The organism is Geobacillus proteiniphilus (genome assembly GCF_001908025.1).
Classification (GTDB): domain Bacteria; phylum Bacillota; class Bacilli; order Bacillales; family Anoxybacillaceae; genus Geobacillus; species Geobacillus proteiniphilus.
Map to the genome: position 1 here is coordinate 1 of NZ_MQMG01000003.1, position 21,943 is coordinate 21,943.

The following is a 21,943-nucleotide window of genomic DNA, read 5'->3' on the forward strand; positions in this document are numbered from 1 at the left end:
CCAGTGGATTCAAACACTTTTCCGTACAGGGTCTAAGCCACCATTAAGCATAACGTCCTGTTGAACTGTTTGCGCCTATTCTTCATTATGGGAAGAAAAGGGGGATTTTCATCCCTGGGTGGAGGGCAAACCATTGCCCATGGATCTTTTCTGTGAAAATCAAATGACCATGGCCGAAGATGTATACCTCGGGATCCGTGTGGATATACTACAAATGACCAAAAAAGACAATAGGAAAACAGAGCTACCTTATTTTTAGGTATCTCGTATATTTCTTATTCTTTTTGGTTATACTAACTGATTTGCGGCTCTCGGAATGGTTCTTTCCGAGAGAGCATACAGTAGATGATGGTGAGCATTCGGTGCGCGATCGCAACGAGTGCTTTTTTCTTTCCCCGGCGAGCCGCCAATGACCAAAATTTCGCCGCCAACGGTTGATTCCTGCATCGGGATAACGCCCATGCCGCCTCGCATAACGCGGATTTAATATGAGGATTACCCTTTACCGTTCGTGTACTTTTGCGTTTTCCAGCGCTTTCGTGATTTCCCGGGGCCACCCCAGCCCAAGAAGCGAGGCGCTGCGGTGTCGGGAACTGTCCCATATCCACTCCGATTTCGGCGATGATGACGGCGGCGGTTTCTTTTTCACTCCAGGAATCGTCATCAGAAGATCCACTTCCTGTTGATACGGTTGTAAGAGATGGTCGATGCGTTGGTCCATCTCCTGAATCAAGCTTTCCAAATACTCGATGTGCTTCCACGATTGGCGAATCATGAACAACTCATGTTCGGTTAATGTCCCAAAGAGCGATTCCTGAATTTGTTGCTTTTTCCCTTTCATTCTTCCGTGAAGGCAAGCGTCGATATCGGCTTCTTCGATGTACCCCTGTTCCATTAAACGGGTCAAGAGTTTTCGGCCCGATACTCCGAAGATGTCGGAAATCACCGTACCCAGCTTGATATTGGAACACTCCAATACTTTATGAATTCGGTTTTTTTCCGCAATCAATTGACCCACCCACTTTTTGCGTAAACGGGTCAAGTCCCGCAATTCTCGAATTGGCGCGGGTGGCACAAAACTCTTTTCAATCAGTCCATAACGCAATAATTTAGCGATCCATTCCGCATCGGATACATCCGTTTTTCTCCCTGGGACATTCTTGATTCGCTGAGCGTTGGCCAAGGTAATGTCAAAGTAGTCCTCTAAAATGTTAAAGACCGGTTTCCAGTAAACCCCCGTACTCTCCATCGCTAGATGAGTGATTTCTCGATCCTCGAGCCATTTCAGGAGGCGAAACAAGTCTTTGGTAAACGTCGAAAACGTTTCGATCTCCTTTTGAATGTGGTCTTCTTCTCCCCAAAGCGCACAAACGACAATCGTTTTGGCATGAACATCTAAACCTGCGCAACGATGATAAAGCACATCCATGATCCGGACTCCTTCCATTGATGAATTCGCAAACAGTGAGTCCACTTGTTCGTTAGGCATTTTTCTGTTCGTAGTCACCTTTTCCAAATGAAAAGGGCTTACAATGGGTGGAACACCAAATGGACTCAAACAGTTTTTTGTACAGGGTCGAACCACCATTAAAAAGCACGTCTTTCCAAACTGTTTGCGTTCATCCTCCATTATGGAAGGAGAGATGGATTTTCATGCCTGGGTGGGGAGTAAAATTTACTCATGGATGTTTTTTAGGTATTTTCTTTTTAATAACCTTTTTAACAACATACTTAGTACCTACTCTAACAATAACATAAGCAGCAACTATAAGGTAAGGATTACGCCCATCACTATCCGTTAGCATTACAGGATTATTACTTACGTAATTATAGCCATTTTGAGTTAAAACATCATCTTCATCCCCTGGGTCTGGATCCAAAGAAAGGAACACGCCATGCGTTGGATGATAGTACCGGGCGATCAGATAGTACAGACCCGTTTCTTTGTCATATTGGTATCCCGCATATCGGTATGGGTTTTCGTCCGCCAAGGCGCCGGATTGGGAAAGAATATTCCCCCACGCATCGTATTGATAGCGGGCAACAATGTTTCCTTGTTCATCCGTCAGGGCGATGACATCCCCATGCGCGTTATAGTGGTAAAAATACGTCGCATTGCCTTTTTTCATGGCAAGGAGTTGCCCGTTTTCTCCGTATATATATGATCTTACCACATTTCCATCCGCATCGGTTTCATACAGAACGTTTAGGCTATCCCCTTGGTAATGGTAGTTCGTAATGACGCCATTCACATTCTTTTGGATGCGCCGGCCGTCTTCATCATATTTGTACGTCACAAACGGCGTGCATTCAAGAGTTAATAGAAGTAGAGTAATCCACTCACTATAGCAATTGGTATAAGGGGTAGAAAAGTTGCGAAAAAAATTTTTAAAACAGGGAGAAGCAAATATAAAGTTTTAGAAGATAAAAACGGTAGTAACTGATGATTTTTCAGTTGTTTATAGTTAACGAAAATCATAAAACAGGACATCTTTTTCAAACTGATTTTGGCGTACAATGTAACGAAAAAAATATCTTGCAGGAGTTTCGTGGGTTATGTGTATAGATTGTTGCTCTTGTCGTTTATTCGCCACTACACCCCTTCTAAAAAAGAAACCTTGAAAGGCTTATAGCCAATCAAGGTTCTCTTTGTTTTATTTTTGTGTTCGGAATAGACATCTACATTTACTTAACACCGTTAGAATAATTTAAGAAGAAAGTATCAGCAATTTCTTGTGGAAGTTGTTGATTTACAAAATTGAGCCCCACCCACGATAAAACTGTTTCATCAATAGAGCGCCAATTTTTTAAAATCGGCAATAAATCCGCACTATTGTTTACATCTTGAATCCCTAAAACACAAACCCCATAACTTCTTTCTCCCCATATTGCCCATTTCATTGAAGGAGGTAGCCAAATAACAGTATAAGAATTGTACAGCACTGCATCCGCTGGACTTTCCTCAGGTCCTAATTCAAGAACATCTAAATATTCATCAGGTGATAAATTGACAGGGAGTTTCATCCAATTATAATAATTAAACTCTTTATAAAAATATTCTACTGGATTAGGGTCTAACACTGCGGTAAGGACATAATCATCTTTTGTTTCTATAGATAATTGCTGGATTGTGCTCCAAAAATCTTTGTCCATTGCCCAGTCAAACTCTTCAAACAAAAAATAATTGAATTGTTCCCGGAATACCTGTTCAGGCAATCTATTTTCTATATAAAACGTATCACTAGCTATTCCTATTAATTTATTAAACTCTTTTTTTTCCCTAACAAATAAAGTTTCTAAATTCATTGGACTCCCCCTATTTTAACCTAATTTTTAAAGTCATTCTTTTGCTCCCTTTTGGATAAAAGTCAGCGGTTGAACCACCTGTGGATTTAGCACCGTCGCGAAGAACATATTTTGCGCCATCTTTTGTCAGTATTATTGTTTTTCCGTCTTTAGATATTGATTTTTTCCATCCATCTCTAAGTAGATTTTTTTCGAACTGTGCTTTAGATACATCAGTCGCTCTGTTAGCATAACGACTACCAGATTTAGTCACATCTACATATTTAGAAGCTTTGCCTGTACCCTTTATAATAAATCTACCTGTATTTCTAACAAGTTTAAATTTTCCTCCACCAACAAAACCAATAGCTGCCGTAGCCGCGACGCCTTTCCATCCTTTTCCTGACTTGTATGCCTTATACCCATCATACGCCGCAAATCCCGCGTTGATAGCCAGCCATACCCAATGCCCATCCGGATCCACCAACATCACCGGGTTGTTGTTCGCATACGTATATCCGTTTTGCGTGAGAATGTCATCCGCATCCCCTGGATCTGGGTCTAGAGAAAGGAACACGCCATGCACCGGATGGTAGTACCGGGCAATCAGATAATACAGACCCGTTTCTTGGTCATATTGGTATCCCGCATATCGGTATGGATTTTCGTCCGCCAAGGCGCCGGATTGGGAAAGAATGTTCCCCCACGCATCGTATTGGTAACGGGCCACGATGTTTCCTTGCGCATCCGTTAGGGCGATGACATCGCCATGGGCGTTATAGTGGTAAAAATACGTCGCATTGCCTTTTTTCATGGCAAGGAGTTGCCCGTTTTCTCCGTATATATACGATCTTACCACATTTCCGCTCGCATCGGTTTCATACAGAACGTTTAGGCTATCCCCTTGGTAATGGTAGTTCGTAATGACGCCATTTACATTCTTTTGGATGCGCCGGCCGTCTTCATCATATTTGTACGTCACAAAAGGAGTGCTTTCTCCTTTTCTTGTAATGGAAACCAATTGGTCCGCTTCGTTCCATTCGTATTGATATTTTCCATCTTCGAGACGGTTGCCGTTGGCATCATATGTGATCGATTCGTTTCCAAAACGAATGAGCTGATTGGCAGCGTTATAATCGGCATTGGTCGTCGTCGACTGCCCATCTTTCGTTTTCACGATTTGCTTCCGATTGCCGAATCCGTCATAGGCATATTCGATTTTCGTGCCATCTGGAAGCTGCTCTTCCACTAATTGGTCTAGGGTATCGTAACGGTAGACGGTCGTTTCCCCCGTTGGGGATTCCACTTTCGTCCGGTTGCCGTTTTCATCGTAACGGTACGTTTCCGATAAAATTTCTTTTCCGTCCGCCGTACCGATCGAAACGCTTTCCACTAAGCCGCGGTCATCATACGTAAAGGTTGAACCGGCCCCATTTCCTGTCGTGAAGGTGCGAACGTTTCCTCTCTCGTCATAGTCAAAGCGGTACGTATACGTTCCATCTTGGACGACCGTATTTTGATCCAATGCATTGTATTGGTAATTGATCGTTTGACTAAAGGACCCATGAGAGAACATGAACTGCTGCAATTTATCCGATGTGGTTGGGTACAGCCATTTTTGCAGCCCGCCACGGTCCGACAGTTCCACCAGCCGATTCGCTTTATCAAATGTTCTCGTTTTGGTGGTGCCGTCTTTTAAATATTTGACGGAAAGTTCGTTCCCATTTTTATCATAACTAAATTCGTAATACGGGACGTTGTTGTAGGAAACAGTTTTGACTCTTTCGGCCCCGTCATACGTCCATTGAATCGTGTTTCCTTTCGGCAAAACCGTTTTGATTTTATTTCCGTTGGCATCATATTCATTCGTTGTCACATCATTCAACGGACCGACGGTTTTAATGAGTTTACCGGTCGCATCATAAGAATAGGCAAATGTTTGAGACTGGCCGTCGCTGGTTTGAATGACTTTTGAAGTCATATTGCCATTTAAGTCATAATCGTAGTTGACGGAAGTACCGTTCGCTAACAACAGCTGTTTTAAACGATCCGATAAATCATACGTGTACTCTTTCTTGTTTCCTTTCTTATCGTACTCGCTTAACAGGTTTCCTACGGCATCATAATTCTTTTTCGCCACATAGCCTTCTTCATCCACTTCTTCCGTGACATAATTTCCGCTTGCATCATACTTGTTTTTCGTCACCACGTTTCCTTCCATTAAACGGATCGCGTCAAACCATACCGTTCCCGTGTAATTGCCACGGAAGACAGCGGATATGTCGATTTTATCAATTGGCTTGGAAGGTTGAATCGAAACGGCGGCACGGTTCCAATCTTGATTGCCAGTAGGGAAATCGGCGGTATACGTTTGGGTCGTTCCATCCACAAAGTATACTTTAGCCGTAATGGAATAATCGCTTGCGCTCACTGTGCCATTGGCTTTTACATTTTCAGCTTTCGAAACCCCAGTAAGCGTAAGGTTAATTGGTGCATCACCAGATGTTTGGCCAACGATGATGGTCTGCTTATACTCACTTGCCGATTGCGTGGTGCTTGTTCTAGATATTTTTAGTGAGTACCCTCCATCAAATGATTGTGTAGAATCTACGCTTCCTCCTGTTCCACTCCAATTCGTGGTGGTTCCTTCAAAACTACTATTTACAACTGGGTTGTAGCTGGAAGAAACCTGCGCTTCTTCCAATTGAACATTATCAAACCAGGCTTCTCCGGAAGCATCTGGAGACTTATGATCGACCTCTAAATAGACGCGAATTTTGGCTGCATTCGAAGGAGTAGTAAACGTAACTTGCCGCTCTGTCCAAGGTCTTGTGCCTGTAAGTTGGCTATAACGATGATCCGCCCAAGAAATCGTTTGATTTTGACTATTCATGAATTGAACATTGAAAAAGGCATTGGCTTTCGTTAAATTCGTTTTGATCTTCCCGCTTAACGTATACGTGGTATTTGGTTTCACTGTGATTTCTTGGGTAGCCGCTACATAGCCAAGTTCTGTATTAGGAGAAGTAGAGTCAGCGACGATTTTTAACGTTTTTCTCCCTGTCAATCCATTATATACATTCGTGTCTTCCAGTAATTGCCCAGAATCATAATGACTGAGAAGATTCCAAGCTGTGATTCCTTGTTCAAAGCCGCTATTAGAGAGCAAATTCGTGGCACTGCCTAATGTATCGCTTTCTTCAATGATATTCCCATAGGCATCGTACTTCGATACAGAAGACGTTTTTCCCGATTGATCCGTTTCGGATACAGGATTTAATCCATCATAGGCAATCGTGGTTGTATCGCCTTCCGTATCTGTCATGGAGATGACATCATTATTTTTGTTATACTCGTATGTTTCCGTACCATAACTATCTTTCGCCGTTAACACATTCCCCTTGGCGTCATACGTATATGATTCAGTAGGATTCGCTGCATTTTGATCATTCGGATCCCGTGATTCTACTAGATTATTTCCCTCATAAACATAGCTTGTCGTAATGTTTAAGCCATCTACGTCTTCGATAATTTGAATTGGGTTCGCTGCTTCATTAAATTTATACTGAATTTTACGGCCATTCGGTTGCGTTACGACAAGTTGTCGTTTTGTTTGGTCATAGTTCATCTATAGATGCGGTTTTCAGGATCAATCGCTTGGCTTAGCCTGTCGCCATTATAAATGAACTGATTAACGACCGTTTTTGCTTCCGTATGCGTCGGTTCCAATACTTTCTCTAATCGACCAAGTTCATTATATTGGTATCTCGTTACTTCCCCGCCCGTCTGGGTTACTTTTGTTAACAAGTCGTTGTTATACTCATACGTGATTGTCCGATTCATTGGGTCGGTAATTTTCTGGATTCTGCCGCTTGCGTTGTACTCCATACTCAGTTTTCTGCCCGACGCATCGGTAATCGACACGAGCTTTCCGTTAGAATAACTGTAGGTAGTGGCATTCCCATGTCCATCTACGATTTTAGTTAACTTGCCGTTACTTTTTTGAAAGTGGATTTTCGTTTGATCTTTTGTCGTCAGTATATATTCATCGGTTGTTTCGCTTAACTCCAAGTAAACACCTGTCGGGGCTTTATACGTGCCGTCGGATAATTTCGTGAATATATGGAGCGTGCCATCTTCATCCGTAAATCTTGCTTCATTTCCTTGGGCCACGATGTTCATTTCCGCATCGCTATGCCATCCTTTTCCAAACAATCCAACCGATGTGGATAAACTATTGTAAGTTCTTGTGATTTCAAGCCCCGGTCCTCTTCCGGAAATCGAAACATCGTCTTCGTCTATAATCAGATTACCGGTAGCGGCATTCACGCTGCCATACGGAACATCAATGATGGACCAGTACTCTTCTTTTCCTAAATACTCATTCGCCTCCGGAATTTTCACCGTCAATGCATTGCTGGAAAATACTGTTTCCCCATCCGCATTGTATGCACTGAGTCGGAAGTAGTAATTGGTGCTTGTGGCGTATTTTGTCCCCATTTTCGCATACATTGGGGAAGGATCTTTCGGAAGTTCCAATCCTTTTCCATCATGATGCAACGTTAAGGTGCTGGAATCCCCCTGTTGGATTTCCTCCGGAGTTGGCCAAATTCCTTTGTTTTGTGTCGTCCAATGGTCCACGTCTCCTACATCAAATGCTTCATAGTAAAGTCCATTGAAAATCCACACTTTATACCCTGTCGCTCCAGGAATCTTATCCCAGTTTAACATGACATAGCCAGAGTTGCTCCCCGATTGATTGCTGTAAGCAAATCCGGAAGGCGCTGATGGCACTGGCAAATCTGGAATACTAGGCATATACGCATCAGAAAAGACGGTTTCCCCTTGAGAGTTATAGGCACTTACTCGAATCCAGTAGTTGGTAGCCGTTGCGTATTTTGTTCCTGCATTGGCATAGACCGGAGACGGGTCAACAGCTAATTCCGTGCCAAGACCATCGTTTACATGCAACTTATATCTACCTGCTTGAATTTCCGTGGAGGTTGGCCAATACTTTTTGTTTTTCGTTGTCCAAGAAGTGACGTTCCCGACATCTAGCGATTCATAGTAGGAGCCATTAAAAATCCAAATTTTATACCCCGTCGCTCCACTCACAGGATTCCATTTGAAATCGATATATCCTGTTCCATTTCCGTTTGTATAACTTACCCCCGTCGGAGCAGATGGTTTTGCCAAATTCGGAATGGTCGGCATATACGCGCCTGACATGGCGCTTTCGCCTTGAGGAAAAATCGCACTGACTCGGAACCAGTAGTTCTTGCTATTCGGATAACTTCCTCCTGAATTTCGATAGACCGGGGAAGGATCGACAGCAAGCTCCGTCCCTAACTGATCTTGGTGCAAGTCGTATCTTCCAGCGCTAATTTCAGAAGGGGTCGGCCAGATTTTTTTCCCCTTTGTACTCCAGGAAGTGACATTGCCTACATCAAACGCTTCATATGATTTCCCGTTATAAATCCAAACTTTATAACCCGTAGCACCAGGAACCGGATCCCATGATAAATTTATATATCCTGTGCCATCCCCATTACTGAAGGCCGTTCCTGTCGGCGTATTTGGAACTGGTATCGTATACGTAACAGACAAATATGGTTTATAACTGCTATTCGTGGTGGAGACAACCTTTTTCCAATACGTTTGTCCATTACCATTCGTATGAAGTTTAAATCCGTAATTTGGCTTTGTCCCGGATGCCCATTCTTTTACCGTATTCGTTACATCAAATTGCGCCCATTGGTCTCTTGCGACATCAACCTTGCCAATGTTGGTGGAGGAAGGTTTATTATTCCACGTTAACGTGCTCGCGGACCATGGACCGTTGACAACATCTAGCCATAGACCTGTTGGTGTTGTTGCATAATACGAATGGGTGACATATACATTGAATGTGGCACTCGTCACATTCATATTTTTGATGCTCGATAGATCTTGATTCAAAAAGCCATAGCAAGTGCCTGTTGTTCCATCATAATACCCCACCTTTAAAACGTATTGTCCCTGCGCCGAATCCCACTTACTTGATGAGGAACTATAGTTGGTTGTCGGATAGGCGCTCATTACAAATGCATCGGTAGACACCTGAATGGAAGTGCTCGGATCAATATAAACAGGGTATACACGTTTAGGATCCTTCAGCCACTCCGGGTCGGCTTTGACCGTTAAAATATATCCTTGATTATCCTGTTGTAATTCATACGTTACATTCTCTGAGCGCTGCACTTCGCCAGAGCGTTCATCGACATTCGAATCCACCATAAACGGCTTCGGCAGTTCAAACACCTTTTCATGTTCTTGATTTGTCAATAAAATGGAGCCATCGTCTTGAATGTCTGCATGTAAATTCGTTTTCAGACGGAATTTGAAAATATGATAGCCAGTAAAAGAATGAAGAACTAAATCTTCTTTCGTTGACTCGTTAAATGTAATATTTTGCAGGTCTATACTTGGAAAAATGTTTTTATGAAGAATTTTGTTGTCTTTTTTCTTATAGGTAGCAGCAACATCCTTCGCCTTTATCGGTTGTACGTCATTACCTGCTGCCTCTAAAATAGAATAGGAAATCGAATATCCATTGTAATGGAAAGTAGCATATTCTCCATCGATCATTTTTTTATTAAAGGTCGTACCTAAAATGGTATTCTCTGTTTCAACGTAATTCGTACTATTGGTACTATCCGTTAAACTAGAAGATACTTCCTCAAATAGTTTTTGCCCCTTTTTCTTCACATGAATAGGCTCAAAGTAGATCTTCTTTGTAAACGTGCCGTCACCGTTGTAGTAAACCTTTGTATTCTCAGTTCTTTCTTCTATGATTTCCCCTGGCTTGAGATCACGTTTCGGGGCTTGCGGCACCTTTGGCGGCTCCTCTTTTGGCTCTACACGGTCAACCCCTGATCGGATCGTTTCGGCAAGTCCCTTTGTCGGGACGCTTGACATCACTAAAGCCCATACGACCATCCAAACCAACCATCGTCGCAAACGAATGTTTCTCATATGCTCTCCTTCCCGATTTCCATTACTTTTACAATCAAATTGTATCTTTCCTGCTCCCTGCCATCCATCATTTTCGACAGACAAAGTTCGACATGGTTTTTCATTTTCTTCGGAAGCTTTTGCGAGTAAACCAATTTGTATGTGAAATGGAGAAAGAGTCCTAAACGAAGATTGCCAGTGGTTGCTTGCGATGGTGATCTTGATCACTTAGCGAAAGGCTGTAAATGATCGTTTTATTTGAACACCAAGCTACCCGCTTTCCGTGAAAATCCCGTCGGCAAGCGGTGATTTTCATCCCCGGGTCGAGGGCAAACTTGTCCATGGACCTTTCTTGGCGCTTTTTCTAGGTTTCGGTTATGATGAGGGTAAAACGAACGAAAGGGGGATCAGCATGTACGATAAACATTTATACGTCTTTGACGGCAACACCCCGCGCGAAGCGGTCATCCGCAACTATACGACAGACGACTTCACTGATCTCATCCGCGTGCAGCAAGAAAGTTTAGAAGACGAAGAATCGCTCAACCATGCCGTGTTAATGGAATGGCGCAATCCGTTCAAGCAAAAACAAGGACACAATTGACAGAAACGAAAAAAAGGAATCACCAGCATCGGCGGCGAACTAAGAAAAGGAGAACGACCGACGGAAAGGAATGGCGGCCGATGAAATCGATTTTGTATAGTGATCCGCTTGCTCCTTTGCTTATTCGCAATGAATTGTTTTCCCTGCTGCCAGCGCACATTTCCCGTTTGACCGTCGTTTGCATCGGCAGCAACCGCATCAACGGCGACAGCTTAGGGCCGTTCGTCGGCACGCTGCTGGAAAACGCTTATCCGGATCATTTGACCGTCATCGGTACACTTAGGAAGCCTGTCGATGCAACGAACATTCATCGTGTTTTCGAGCGGCTGCAACACGAGCGCGGAGCGTATGTGGTGGCAATCGACAGCATTGTCGGGCCGCAGCCGTTTGTCCATACGATCGCCATCCGCCCTGGCGCCCTTTCCCCTGGCACTGCGCTTGGCAAATCGCTGCCACCGGTCGGAGACATCAGCGTCATGGGAGTCATGATGGAGGACACGGCCGATGTAAGCGCGCTTCCGTATACGAATTTGCACATTGTTTACCAAATGGCGAAAGTCATCGCTTTAGGCCTTTCACTTACGATCCGGCAGCGGTATGGCTATGAATCATCGACACCGCTGTTGGCTTGAACAGAGCGCGGAAACATATGTCTTGCCTTTAAAGGCAAAAAAAGGCGCAGCGGCCGATTCATGCCGCTGCACCTTTCGCTATGATCAAGCCATATGGAACGTTCGTTTGACAAACGACACGACTTCCTCAGCCGTACCAAGCGACAGCACTGTCTCTTTCACGCAGACCGCATCCTCTTTTGACAGCCGCTTCAGCTGGGCGCGCGCCGGCAAAATCGAGGTGGCGCTCATGCTGAACTCATCAAGGCCAAGAGCAAGCAAAATCGGAATGGCGATCGGGTCGCCGGCCATTTCCCCGCACATCCCGACCCATTTTCCTTCGCGGTGAGCGGCGTCAATGACATAGCTGATGAGCCGCAAAATGGCCGGGTTGTACGGTTGATATAGATACGACACCCTCTCATTCATCCGGTCGGCCGCCATCGTATATTGGATCAGGTCGTTCGTTCCGATGCTGAAGAAATCGACTTCTTTCGCAAACTGGTCCGCCATGACGGCAGCCGCCGGAATCTCGACCATCATGCCGACTTCAATTCCATTCGCAACTGGAACCCCTTGGCGGAGGAGCGCTTCTTTTTCTTCGAGTAAAATCGCTTTCGCTTGGCGGAATTCATCGAGCGTCGCAATCATCGGGAACATGATTTTCAAATTGCCGTGCACGCTCGCCCGCAGCAAGGCGCGCAGCTGCGTGCGGAACATGTCTTGCATTTCCAGGCAAAGGCGAATGGCTCGAAACCCTAAAAACGGGTTCATCTCTTTTGGCAAGTGTAAATACGGGAGCTCTTTGTCGCCGCCAATGTCAAGCGTACGCACAACGACCGGCTTGCCGCCCATTTGTTCAAGCACCGTTTTGTAAGCCGCAAACTGTTCGTCTTCCGTAGGCAGCTCCGATCGTCCCATGTATAAAAATTCCGTGCGATACAATCCGATCCCTTCTGCCCCGTTGGCCAACGCTCCTTTCACATCGTCCGGCGTGCCGATATTGGCCGCCAGCTCAACGTGCACGCCATCAGCGGTGACCGTCGGTTGATCGACAAGCTTCGCCCATTCCGCTTTTTGCTCCTCATAGCGAGCCCGCTTCTCTTCATAACGCGCAAGCAGCTCCGGGGACGGATTGACGACGACTTGACCGTCGAGCCCATCGACGATGACAATGTCGCCGTTTTGCACTTCCGCCGTAATCGCCTTCGTGCCGACGACAGCCGGGATTTCGAGCGAGCGGGCCATAATGGCCGAATGCGACGTTCGCCCGCCGATGTCGGTGGCAAATCCTTTCACATATTGGCGGTTCAGCTGCGCCGTATCGGATGGCGTCAAATCCTCAGCGATAATGACGACCTCTTCGGAAATGAGGCTCGGATTGGAGATCGTCACACCAAGCAAATGGGCGAGGACGCGCTTCGTCACATCGCGGATATCGGCGGCCCGCTCTTTCATATACTCATTGTCCATGCCTTCAAACATGGAAATGAAAAACGATGCCGTTTCATGGAGCGCATATTCCGCATTCACTTGTTCTGTTTTGATTTTTTCCTTAATCGGGTTCAGCAATTCTGGGTCGTCAAGCACAAGCAAGTGGGCGGCAAAAATGGCGGCTTTGTCTTCACCAAGCTTTTCCAAGGCATGCTGTTTGATGGCTTCCAGCTCTTCTTTCGCTTTCGCGACCGCCGCCTCAAGCCGCGCAATTTCCGCCTCGACGTCGGCGACCGTCCGTTTTTCGGCCGCCAAATGAGGCGTCTCCAAGCGGTATGCCTTGGCGATGGCGATGCCGCTTGAAGCGGCGATGCCATGAATCGTCTTTTCCATTATTCCGCAAGGCCTTCCTTTGCCAACGTATCGGTTAACGCCGCCATTGCTTCTGCCGCATCGGCCCCTTCTGCCGTGATTTTGATCGTCGCCCCTTTCGGAATTCCTAACGACATGACGCCCATGATCGATTTCAAGTTCACCGTTTTGCCGTTGTACTCAAGCTGGATTTCGCTGTTGAATTTGCTCGCTGTTTGCACCAAAATCGTCGCCGGACGAGCGTGGATGCCGGAATCAGAAACGACTTTAAACGTTTTTTCTGCCATGTCCATCATTCCCCTTTTCTTCAATTTTTTCTTTGCCATCATATCAAATGCAGGGGCGGGGAGGCAACGGAAAATGCTTGGTCCCGCCCCGCCGCGAATAAGCAGTTTAGCTGATCGTCACAACAGCGTCTTCTCCTCGAGCAACCGGGCCTTGCTTGTTGACGTGAACCGTTTCGCCGGCTTTGAGATTCGTGAAAATCACCGGCGTAACGATCGATGGCGCGTTCTGTTTTACATAATCAAGGTCGACGCGCAAAATCGGCTGCCCTTTTTTCACTTCGTCGCCTTCCTTCACAAGCGCTTCAAACCCTTGGCCGTTCAGCTTCACCGTGTCGATGCCGACGTGGATTAACATTTCATGCCCGCCGGCCGACTGAATGCCAATGGCGTGCTTCGTCGGAAATACGTTGATGATTTTGCCATCAACCGGAGAGACGACCGTGCCGTCCGTCGGCATGACCGCGAAGCCGTCGCCCATCATTTTTTGCGAAAACACTTGGTCCGGCACTTCAGCGAGCGGAACGACCTCTCCTGACATCGGCGAAGCAATCGTTTCGGACTTCGCGGCTTCCGGGGCCGCTGCTTTCGGTTTCTCTTCCGCCCGGGCCGGCGCTTTTCCTTGCATGATGTCTTGAATTTGCCCTTTTAACATATCCGATTTCGGACCGAAAATCGCTTGCACGTTGTTGCCGACTTCAAGCACCCCTGCGGCGCCGAGCGCTTTCAACCGGTCTTTATCGACCCGGCCGATATCATGGACCGAAACGCGCAAACGTGTAATGCATGCGTCCAAATGTTCGATGTTTTCCTTTCCGCCAAGGGCGGCGAGCACTTCGTACGGCAGATCGCCAGCGGCGGCTGCCTCGGCTTTCGGTGCTTCCTCGACCGTTTTTTCCCGGCCCGGCGTCGCCAAATCCCATTTGCGGATCGCAAAGCGGAATCCGAAATAATAAATCACGGCAAACACCAAGCCGACCGGAATGACAAGCCACCATGCCGTCCGGTTTGGCAGAACGCCAAACAGCAAGAAGTCAATGACCCCGCCGGAGAAGGTCATCCCGATTTTGACGTTCAACAGGTGCATGATCATAAACGACAAGCCGGCAAAGACGCAGTGAATGGCAAACAGCGCCGGGGCGACGAACAAGAACGAAAATTCGATCGGTTCGGTAATCCCGGTCAAAAACGATGTCAACGCGGCCGACCCCATGATGCCGGCAACGACTTTTTTGTTTTCCGGTCGCGCTTCGTGGTAGATCGCGAGCGCCGCTGCCGGGAGACCGAACATCATAAACGGGAATTTCCCGGTCATGAACGTGCCGGCCGTCAATTTGACCCCGTCTTTCAGTTGCTCGAAAAAGATTTTTTGATCGCCATGGACCACTTGCCCGGCTTTATTGACGTACTCGCCAAATTCAAACCAAAACGGTGCATAGAAAATATGATGCAAACCAAACGGAATGAGCGCCCGTTCGATGACGCCGAAAATGAACGCGGCCAACGTTTTGTTCGCATCGATCATATTGTGCGAAAACGCATTGAGCCCGTGCTGAATCGGCGGCCAGATGAATGTCATGAGAATGCCAAGCACGACTGCGGACGCCGCCGTCACGATCGGCACGAACCGCTTGCCGGCGAAAAAGCCGAGATATTGCGGAAGTTCGATATTGAAGTATTTGTTGTACATGTACGCTGCCAAAATCCCGACGATAATCCCCCCAAATACGCCGGTTTGCAGCGTCGGGATGCCGAGAATGTTGGCGTACGACGGGTCGGCGCCGATCATATCGGAAGTCACGCCCAAGATGACGCTCATCGTCACATTCATAATCAAGTAGCCGATGATCGCCGCCAAGCCCGCGACCCCGTCCCCGCCGGCAAGGCCGATCGCCACACCAACCGCAAACAAGAGCGACAAGTTGGAGAAGACGATGCCGCCTGCTTGCTCCATCACATTGGAGATGAGCACGACCCAGTCGGCTTTGAGCGCCGGAATTTTGTCAGTGAGCGCCGGGTTTTTCAAGGCGTTGCCAAGCGCCAACAAAATCCCGGCCGCCGGCAAGATCGCCACCGGCAGCATGAGCGCTTTCCCGACCTTTTGCAGCGTGCCAAACGCTCGTTTCATCTTCATAACCTCCTTTAGTTTCCTTTTCTTAAGTTTTACAGCAAACGACCGATTCATGTACCGAAAATGAAGCGGGCGTTTCCGAGGGAGCCGGCGCAATAAAAAAGGCATGACTAAAGAGAGACAAAAAGAACGCTTACAACAGCGCAAAGATGAATTCGCAGCTGTTGCCGCCTTATTTGCCCTCTTTACTCATGCCTGATCGAGTCAGTAACACGTAAAGCGAGACAACCTATGCAGTTGTATTGTTCTTTTTCTCCGCCAGCCGTTGCAAATGCAACGTCAAATAGACCGCCTCGGCATCGTCCGCCGGCAGATGAAGCGTTTGCTGCATGACTTTGACCAACTTCCATGCTAGATTATAGCATAATGGATACGCTTCCTTCAAGATTTTCGACAAATTTTTTGGTTCTTCGACTTTTTCGCCTTTTTTCATCCGCTCAATCGCATAGCGCAAGTGACGGACAAACCGCAAATAATGAACGCTCTCGCGGTCGATGTCAACGCCAAGCTGTTGCTCGACGATCTTGACAAGATCAGCAATGAGCTGGGAATATCGATTCGCTTCCGACACGCTTTGCTTGGAAATCGCGCTATGAATATGAAGGGCAATAAAGCCTGCCTCTCCTTCAGGCAGCACAATCCCGAGCTTTTGTTCAATCATGCGGGCCACTTCATTGGCAATTTCATATTCCAACGGATACAAGCTTTTCGTCTCAGCCAAAAACGGGTTTTTGACATCCAATCCTTGTTCAAGCCGCTTTAATGTAAAAGCGATATGGTCCGTCAGCGCCACATGGATGTGCTCGTCGAGCGGCGCGCCCACGCGTTGCTGAATATGTTGAACCACCTCGCTCATGAGGGCGATGAATTCTTCGCTCAATTCCGGAAGCAGCTTTTTGTATTGCTCTTGTTCGCGTTCGTTTTTCAGAACGAAACATTTTTCCACAGCGCTCTTGGCAATCTCGTCCCCCCGTTTTTTGCCGAAGCCGATTCCTTTGCCGAGCAAAACGACTTCGCCATATGCCGGATGGGAAGCGATTAACACGTTGTTGTTGAGCGTTTTTTCGACGCGAAACGGCTGTTCCATCAGCCTCCCTCCTTTCCGCACCCATCGTCTGCCGCTAGTCTATGCAGACTACATTATAAACCGGATGGGCCATCGCTCTCAATGACGTTTTTTGGATGGGACGCCGCTCTTCTCGACATACTAATGGGAGGGAGGAAAGAATATGCCATACGTATCGATCAACCAACGAGTCCGCCTTTACTATGAGGAAAAAGGAGAAGGAACACCGCTTTTGTTCATCCATCCCCCAGGAATGGGGCATGCCGTTTTTTGCCGCCAAGAACCGCTCGCCCGCCATTTTCGCCTTATTTTGTATGATATGCGTGGAAACGGGCGAAGCAGTTCGTCAGATGCACCGATCACCGTACCGCTGCTTGCCGACGACATTTCCGTATTGCTCCGCGCCCTCGGCGTTCGGCGCGCCATCATTTGCGGCTACTCAAACGGCGGATCCATTGCGCTTGATTTCGCGCTCCGCTATCCCGAGCATGTCGAACAGCTCGTTTTGATCGGCGGGTTTCCGGAAGTGTGCACCCCGCTTTTGTTCAGCGAGTTTTTGCTCGGCATCTCCGCCGCAAAACTTGGGGCCATCCCGCTGCTTGCGGCGGCTCTTGCTTGGGGGCACAAAACGAACTGGCGCGAATGGCAGCTGTTGCGGCGGTACGCCCGGCTGACCCATAAACGGGATTTAAACGCCATGTACCAGGCTGGGCTTGTTTATGGATGCACAAAACAACTGTCTTCCCTCCGCTTGCCCGTGCTCCTTATTTATGGAGCACGCGATCGTTACATCCATCCGTATATCGCTATGTTCCAACGTTATGTGCCGCATGCAGATATTGTGTTTATTGACCAGGCCCGCCATCAAATTCCGACGAAACATAGCAGCGAACTAAACAGCATTTTGCGGGCATACGGCAAGCGGAGCGAAACTGGCCGAAAGGAGGGGATCGCATGTCGAACAAAGGAAGACAAAACAAGGTGAGCCAAGAAGTAGCCAACCCGACCGTCTCCAAGACGGAGGCAGAAATGGCCAAAGACAGCGTGGATACGGCCAAGCAAGCGAAAAAGAACCGCTCGTAGCGACAGCGAGGCTGCCCTTTTTTGGGGACAGCCCCGCTGTTTTGCCGCTATAGCGCCGGCCATCGGCCCGGCTGCCCACTTCGACGGCGACTAGGCCGTCCGGCGCACCGGATGAAGACGGCTGAAAATCATCTTCAATAACGGCGGCGTCACAACAGTCGTTACCAATACGACGATGATCATGACCGCAAACATGTTCCCATCAAGCAGGCCGGCTTCCAAGCCGATGCCGGCGATGATGAGCGCCACCTCACCGCGCGACACCATGCCAGCGCCGACCGCCAGCGAGCTTCCCCACGAAAATCCGGCCCATTTTGCCCCCAGCGCGGCGCCGACAAGCTTTGTCAAAATCGCGAGCGCACTCCAACCGACAATCAGCGGCCAATGCTCGACGATGCCGGAAAAGTCGGCCGCAACCCCGATGGAGGTAAAAAAGACAGGGACAAACAAAGAATAGGCGATCGTTTCCACTTTCTCAAATACTTCTTCCCGATAGTCCGTAAAACTCGCGCCAAGCCCGGCCATATAGGCGCCGATGATCGCCGCCACCCCCATCGCCTCAGCAAAATAGGCAAATGCAAAACAGATGACCAGCCCGGCCGAGACAACCGCCTCTGTCACACGCAACGGGGCAAACCACTTTAATACGAGCGGGATGGCTTTCCAAGCGAGCAAAATGGCGACGGCAAAAAAAACAGCTTTTTTCAGCACGACCGCACCAAGCTCGACGTCGCCGCCAGTTAGGCTTAATAAAAACGCCAAGGCAATGACGACCAGCACGTCGTCGATGACCGCCGCGCCAAGAATCGCTGATCCTTCCTTCGATTGCAGCTGTCCCATCTCTTTGAGCGCCTGCACGGAAATGCTGACGCTCGTTGCGGACAGCAAAAGTCCGAGGAAAAGAGCCGTGCCGGTTTCCATGCCGAACGCTGCGCCGGCCGCATACCCGGCGAGCAGCGGAACGAGAATGCCAAGCACTCCGACCGCCACAGCAGCTTTTCCAGTGCGCCGAAACTGGTCCATATCCGTCTCAAGGCCGGCGATAAACATAAGCAAAATGACGCCGATTTGACTTAACTCCTGCAAAAGATCCGTATCCTCGATCACACCGAACACGCTCGGGCCAAGCACAATGCCGATGAGCAGCTTGCCGAGCACGGCGGGCTGGCCAAGGCGCACGGCCGCATCACCGGCAAGTTTGGCGGCGAACAAAATGACCGCCAGTTGGGCAATCAACATCCCTTCACACTCCTTCGCTTTAAGTCTCTTTTTCGAATTACGTTTATCATGCGTGGAAGGTTTCACTTTTATCATTTCCCGAATTCAGGCCAAAACGAAACATCTCCCTTAGTTGTCTTACCGCTATCGACGCCGCGCCGGGCCAAGCCGGCAAACAAAGAAGCGTTTCATGTTCCAAACCGCTATGTGCCGACATTGCCTATGGTGATCGGCAAAGCATCGGCCTCTGCCCGCCGTGCAACTCGACTGTCTATCAGCCATCGATTGAGACGTTAGCCAAAAAAAAACAGACATCCTCGCTCTGCGTGGACGCCTGTTGTTATGACAGCGCATTTTGCCGGCCGTTTGCGGCTTTGACGCCGCCGGACGGAAACGTCAAATGAACAGTCGTTCCCTTCCCAACCTCGCTTTCGATCCGCATCGTTCCTTTATGTTCTTGAACGATTTTCATGCTTGTCGTCAGCCCGAGCCCCATTCCTTTTTCTTTCAAAGTGAAAAACGGTTCACCGATTTTCTGCAGCCGCTCTTTCGAAATGCCGACGCCGGTGTCGGCAACATCGACATAGATCTTCCCGTCCCCTTCCGCAACGTGGACGTATAAAATTCCTCCATCAGGCATCGCTTCGACGGCATTTTTCATAACGTTCAACAACACTTGAACAATTTGGTTTTGATCGCCGTACACACAAGCTTTCGGAGCGGTGTTATGGACGGAAATGGAAACGTTGTTCAACGTCGCCTCATGGCCAATCAAGCTGATGACATACGAAATGGCCTCGTCTAGCAAAAACGGCCGATAATCGTGGCTTTGCGGCTTGGCGAGCACCAGCAGCTCGCTGACAATTTGGTTGATGCGGCCGAGTTCACTTAACATAATGCGCATATAATGATCATTCACTTCGCGCGTTTCTTGCATCATCTGAATAAATCCTTTCATGGAGGTGAGCGGATTGCGGATTTCATGGGCAATGCCGGCGGCCAGCTCGCCAAGGACGGACAGCTTTTCTTTTTTCAAGAGCAGCTCCTCGGCAAGCTTTTGCTGGGTAATGTCGCGGCCGATCGTCAACAACCCTTTGCGCGCTCCGTTTTCGTCAAAGAGCGGCACTTTAATGACGTCAAACGTCTTCACTTCCCCATCCGGCGTCGCAAACGACTCCTCGCGGCGCGTCACCTTTCCGCTCTCCCACGCCTCGCGGTCTGATGCAATGCACTGCGCAAACGCTTCTTTAAAAAACGGCACAAGCTCGCCAAGCTCGCGGTCCGTCTTCCCGATATAATCGATCTGTTCGAGGCGGTACAGCCGCCGGCCAAAATCGTTGACGCGCAGCCATCGCCCCTCGCTGTCTTTAAAGCAAACGAAATCTGGCATCGAATTGATGAGCGTAAGCAGCTGCTGTTCATTTTCCTCGGTCTTTTCCAGCTGCTCGCGCTTTTTTAACAGCTGGTACAAAAAAATGGCCGAGAGCAAAATAAACACGGCCCCTTTGGCGGCGCCAAGCGCCATATATACATCGCGGCTGATCGACAGCATATTGAGCAGGGTGTCGGTGGCGACAATCCATAAAATGCTGCCTATGATATATACTGCGATTACTTTTGTTTTGTTGACCACGTTGTCATCGAACCCCTAACATGCAAAGTCGCGGCAGCCACGGTCGCCCTCTAGGCTACATTTCCCGCGCCCAGCCGAGCAACCGCACGGCCAAGAGGGCGGCGCGCTCATGGTCAAGCCGCTTTTTTAGCGATGCCTCAAGCCGCTCGGCCACCGCCTCCGCCTCTTCCTCATAGGCGAACGAAAATGACCACTCAAGCGCCGGAATGGCAATCACGATATATTCTTCTTTTCGATTTTCGTAAATGTAGACATTAGCCGGAGCTTGTCCGTCCATCACCGGCGTTTTGCGGATTTTCATTTTTCCGTCCCACCTTTTCCTTTGAAACCGTCTCCATTTTGTTTATTTTAACAAACGCCCGCTCCCTACTCAATATAAATCATTTTCCTGGTCATTCCCCCGTCGATCACCAAATTTACCCCAGTGATAAAATCGTTTTCCTCATCGCATAAATACAGACAAGCGCGGGCGATATCATCCGGTTTGCCGACGCGGCCGGCCGGGTGCTGCCGGTGGTCAATGTCTCGCAGTTGCCCATAATCGCCCGTTTCAATCCAACCGGGGCTGATGCAATTGACGCGAATGCGATCATCCGCAAACGACACCGCCAGCGCATGGGTCAAAGCGACAAGGCCGCCTTTCGATGCAGCGTACGCCTCGGAATTCGGCTCGGACATGAGCGCCCTTGTCGAGGCAATGTTGACGATTGCTCCGCCTTTTGCATTGCGGCGCATATATTTAGCTGCTTCTCGAGAAGCAAAAAAAGCGCTGCGCAAATTCGTTGACAGCACGTCATCCCACTCCTCAACCGTCAGCTCATACGGCGACTTCCAGCGTGAGACGCCAGCATTGTTGATCAAATAGTCAATGCGGCCGAAGCGGCCGGCAGCTTCTTGTACAAACCGTTCAATATCGTCCACCTTCCGCACATCCGCCGCCACAAAGATCGCCTCGAACCCGTCCGATTGCAATTGCGCGGCGAACGCTTCACCGTTTTGAATATCGCGGTCGATGATCACGACGTTCGCTCCCTGTTTTGCGAATGCTCTAGCGATCGCCTTGCCGATCCCATTCGCTCCACCGGTGACAATGGCTGTTTTCTGTTCCATGCTCATGTGCAATCTCTTCTCCCTTCCTTTGCTCCGTTTGCTTTCGGATGGGATCCAACCGAAAGAGGTAGGCTTTATGCATGGCCTTCCCTCCTACGATAAGGAACGTTTGTTCTATT

The 21,943-nt window shown here is 48.3% G+C and carries 15 protein-coding genes and 3 pseudogenes; 4 read left to right on the forward strand and 14 right to left on the reverse strand.

What is annotated here, in order from left to right; all coding sequences use genetic code 11:
• Positions 1 to 293: 293 nt before the first annotated feature.
• The 6 genes and pseudogenes from BRO54_RS01830 to BRO54_RS20965 form a co-directional block, all read right to left on the reverse strand.
• Positions 294 to 1,429 (reverse strand): annotated as a pseudogene (locus tag BRO54_RS01830) (IS110 family RNA-guided transposase).
• Positions 1,430 to 1,679: 250 nt separating this feature from the next.
• A pseudogene (locus BRO54_RS01835) lies at positions 1,680 to 2,312 on the reverse strand (RHS repeat-associated core domain-containing protein); the annotation flags it as partial.
• A 373-nt stretch (positions 2,313 to 2,685) separates the two neighbouring features.
• Positions 2,686 to 3,306 carry a hypothetical protein gene (locus tag BRO54_RS01840; protein ID WP_074042954.1) on the reverse strand — a complete coding sequence of 207 codons (621 nt, stop codon included), beginning with the start codon at positions 3,304 to 3,306 and terminating at the stop codon, positions 2,686 to 2,688.
• Between the two features lie 10 nt (positions 3,307 to 3,316).
• Positions 3,317 to 6,913, reverse strand: a complete 3,597-nt coding sequence (locus BRO54_RS19250) for an RHS repeat domain-containing protein (protein ID WP_139268031.1) — start codon at positions 6,911 to 6,913, stop codon at positions 3,317 to 3,319.
• Entirely contained in the window at positions 6,910 to 8,103 is a 1,194-nt protein-coding gene (locus tag BRO54_RS20960; RefSeq protein WP_420809662.1) for a DUF6531 domain-containing protein, read from the reverse strand. The genes BRO54_RS19250 and BRO54_RS20960 overlap by 4 nt, the downstream gene beginning before the upstream one ends.
• Before the next feature lie 174 nt (positions 8,104 to 8,277).
• Positions 8,278 to 9,396: pseudogene (locus tag BRO54_RS20965) on the reverse strand (DNRLRE domain-containing protein); the annotation flags it as partial.
• A gap of 1,294 nt (positions 9,397 to 10,690) precedes the next feature.
• Between BRO54_RS20965 and BRO54_RS01865 the strand changes: the two are divergent.
• Both BRO54_RS01865 and yyaC read left to right on the forward strand, forming a co-directional pair.
• A complete protein-coding gene (locus BRO54_RS01865) occupies positions 10,691 to 10,882 on the forward strand; it encodes a hypothetical protein (protein WP_011230499.1) in 192 nt (63 codons plus the stop codon).
• Between the two features lie 80 nt (positions 10,883 to 10,962).
• On the forward strand, positions 10,963 to 11,514 hold the full coding sequence (yyaC, locus tag BRO54_RS01870; protein WP_074042956.1) for a spore protease YyaC: 552 nt from the start codon (positions 10,963 to 10,965) through the stop codon (positions 11,512 to 11,514).
• Between the two features lie 84 nt (positions 11,515 to 11,598).
• Here yyaC and ptsP read toward each other — a convergent pair whose 3' ends face one another.
• The 4 genes from ptsP to glcT all read right to left on the reverse strand — a co-directional run bounded on the left by ptsP (position 11,599) and on the right by glcT (position 16,801).
• A complete protein-coding gene (ptsP, locus tag BRO54_RS01875) occupies positions 11,599 to 13,320 on the reverse strand; it encodes a phosphoenolpyruvate--protein phosphotransferase (RefSeq protein WP_074042957.1) in 1,722 nt (573 codons plus the stop codon).
• Positions 13,320 to 13,586 carry a phosphocarrier protein HPr gene (locus BRO54_RS01880; protein ID WP_011230496.1) on the reverse strand — a complete coding sequence of 89 codons (267 nt, stop codon included), beginning with the start codon at positions 13,584 to 13,586 and terminating at the stop codon, positions 13,320 to 13,322. The genes ptsP and BRO54_RS01880 overlap by 1 nt, the downstream gene beginning before the upstream one ends.
• Positions 13,587 to 13,692: 106 nt before the next feature.
• Complete coding sequence (gene ptsG / locus BRO54_RS01885; protein ID WP_074042958.1) at positions 13,693 to 15,711, reverse strand: glucose-specific PTS transporter subunit IIBC; 2,019 nt, start codon at positions 15,709 to 15,711, stop codon at positions 13,693 to 13,695.
• Positions 15,712 to 15,943: 232 nt separating this feature from the next.
• Entirely contained in the window at positions 15,944 to 16,801 is an 858-nt protein-coding gene (gene glcT / locus BRO54_RS01890) for a glucose PTS transporter transcription antiterminator GlcT (RefSeq protein WP_011230491.1), read from the reverse strand.
• 142 nt (positions 16,802 to 16,943) lie between these two features.
• On the opposite strand from glcT, the gene BRO54_RS01895 reads away from it, so the two are divergent.
• Together BRO54_RS01895 and BRO54_RS20770 are read left to right on the forward strand one after the other, a co-directional pair.
• Complete coding sequence (locus BRO54_RS01895) at positions 16,944 to 17,765, forward strand: alpha/beta fold hydrolase (RefSeq protein ID WP_011230490.1); 822 nt, start codon at positions 16,944 to 16,946, stop codon at positions 17,763 to 17,765.
• Entirely contained in the window at positions 17,735 to 17,863 is a 129-nt protein-coding gene (locus tag BRO54_RS20770) for a hypothetical protein (protein ID WP_011230489.1), read from the forward strand. The genes BRO54_RS01895 and BRO54_RS20770 overlap by 31 nt, the downstream gene beginning before the upstream one ends.
• Before the next feature lie 90 nt (positions 17,864 to 17,953).
• On the opposite strand, the gene BRO54_RS01900 is transcribed toward BRO54_RS20770, so the two are convergent.
• The 4 genes from BRO54_RS01900 to BRO54_RS01915 all read right to left on the reverse strand — a co-directional run bounded on the left by BRO54_RS01900 (position 17,954) and on the right by BRO54_RS01915 (position 21,830).
• Positions 17,954 to 19,102, reverse strand: a complete 1,149-nt coding sequence (locus tag BRO54_RS01900) for a cation:proton antiporter (RefSeq protein ID WP_014195304.1) — start codon at positions 19,100 to 19,102, stop codon at positions 17,954 to 17,956.
• Positions 19,103 to 19,421: 319 nt separating this feature from the next.
• Positions 19,422 to 20,714 carry an ATP-binding protein gene (locus BRO54_RS01905; protein WP_011230487.1) on the reverse strand — a complete coding sequence of 431 codons (1,293 nt, stop codon included), beginning with the start codon at positions 20,712 to 20,714 and terminating at the stop codon, positions 19,422 to 19,424.
• A 55-nt stretch (positions 20,715 to 20,769) separates the two neighbouring features.
• On the reverse strand, positions 20,770 to 21,015 hold the full coding sequence (locus tag BRO54_RS01910; RefSeq protein WP_011230486.1) for a YueH family protein: 246 nt from the start codon (positions 21,013 to 21,015) through the stop codon (positions 20,770 to 20,772).
• Positions 21,016 to 21,080: 65 nt separating this feature from the next.
• Positions 21,081 to 21,830 (reverse strand): SDR family NAD(P)-dependent oxidoreductase, encoded by a 750-nt coding sequence (locus tag BRO54_RS01915; protein WP_023634225.1) that lies wholly within the window; start codon positions 21,828 to 21,830, stop codon positions 21,081 to 21,083.
• Positions 21,831 to 21,943: the final 113 nt, after the last annotated feature.

Excerpts from the sequence above, each read along its gene's own strand:
- BRO54_RS01840 (WP_074042954.1), bottom strand. The coding sequence starts at position 3,306 with ATGAATTTAGAAACTTTATTTGTTAGGGAAAAAAAAGAGTTTAATAAA.
- BRO54_RS19250 (WP_139268031.1), bottom strand. The coding sequence starts at position 6,913 with ATGAACTATGACCAAACAAAACGACAACTTGTCGTAACGCAACCGAAT.
- BRO54_RS20960 (WP_420809662.1), bottom strand. The coding sequence starts at position 8,103 with ATGCCTAGTATTCCAGATTTGCCAGTGCCATCAGCGCCTTCCGGATTT.
- BRO54_RS01865 (WP_011230499.1), top strand. The coding sequence starts at position 10,691 with ATGTACGATAAACATTTATACGTCTTTGACGGCAACACCCCGCGCGAA.
- yyaC (WP_074042956.1), top strand. The coding sequence starts at position 10,963 with ATGAAATCGATTTTGTATAGTGATCCGCTTGCTCCTTTGCTTATTCGC.
- ptsP (WP_074042957.1), bottom strand. The coding sequence starts at position 13,320 with ATGGAAAAGACGATTCATGGCATCGCCGCTTCAAGCGGCATCGCCATC.
- BRO54_RS01880 (WP_011230496.1), bottom strand. The coding sequence starts at position 13,586 with ATGGCAGAAAAAACGTTTAAAGTCGTTTCTGATTCCGGCATCCACGCT.
- ptsG (WP_074042958.1), bottom strand. The coding sequence starts at position 15,711 with ATGAAACGAGCGTTTGGCACGCTGCAAAAGGTCGGGAAAGCGCTCATG.
- glcT (WP_011230491.1), bottom strand. The coding sequence starts at position 16,801 with ATGGAACAGCCGTTTCGCGTCGAAAAAACGCTCAACAACAACGTGTTA.
- BRO54_RS01895 (WP_011230490.1), top strand. The coding sequence starts at position 16,944 with ATGCCATACGTATCGATCAACCAACGAGTCCGCCTTTACTATGAGGAA.
- BRO54_RS20770 (WP_011230489.1), top strand. The coding sequence starts at position 17,735 with ATGTCGAACAAAGGAAGACAAAACAAGGTGAGCCAAGAAGTAGCCAAC.
- BRO54_RS01900 (WP_014195304.1), bottom strand. The coding sequence starts at position 19,102 with ATGTTGATTGCCCAACTGGCGGTCATTTTGTTCGCCGCCAAACTTGCC.
- BRO54_RS01910 (WP_011230486.1), bottom strand. The coding sequence starts at position 21,015 with ATGAAAATCCGCAAAACGCCGGTGATGGACGGACAAGCTCCGGCTAAT.
- BRO54_RS01915 (WP_023634225.1), bottom strand. The coding sequence starts at position 21,830 with ATGAGCATGGAACAGAAAACAGCCATTGTCACCGGTGGAGCGAATGGG.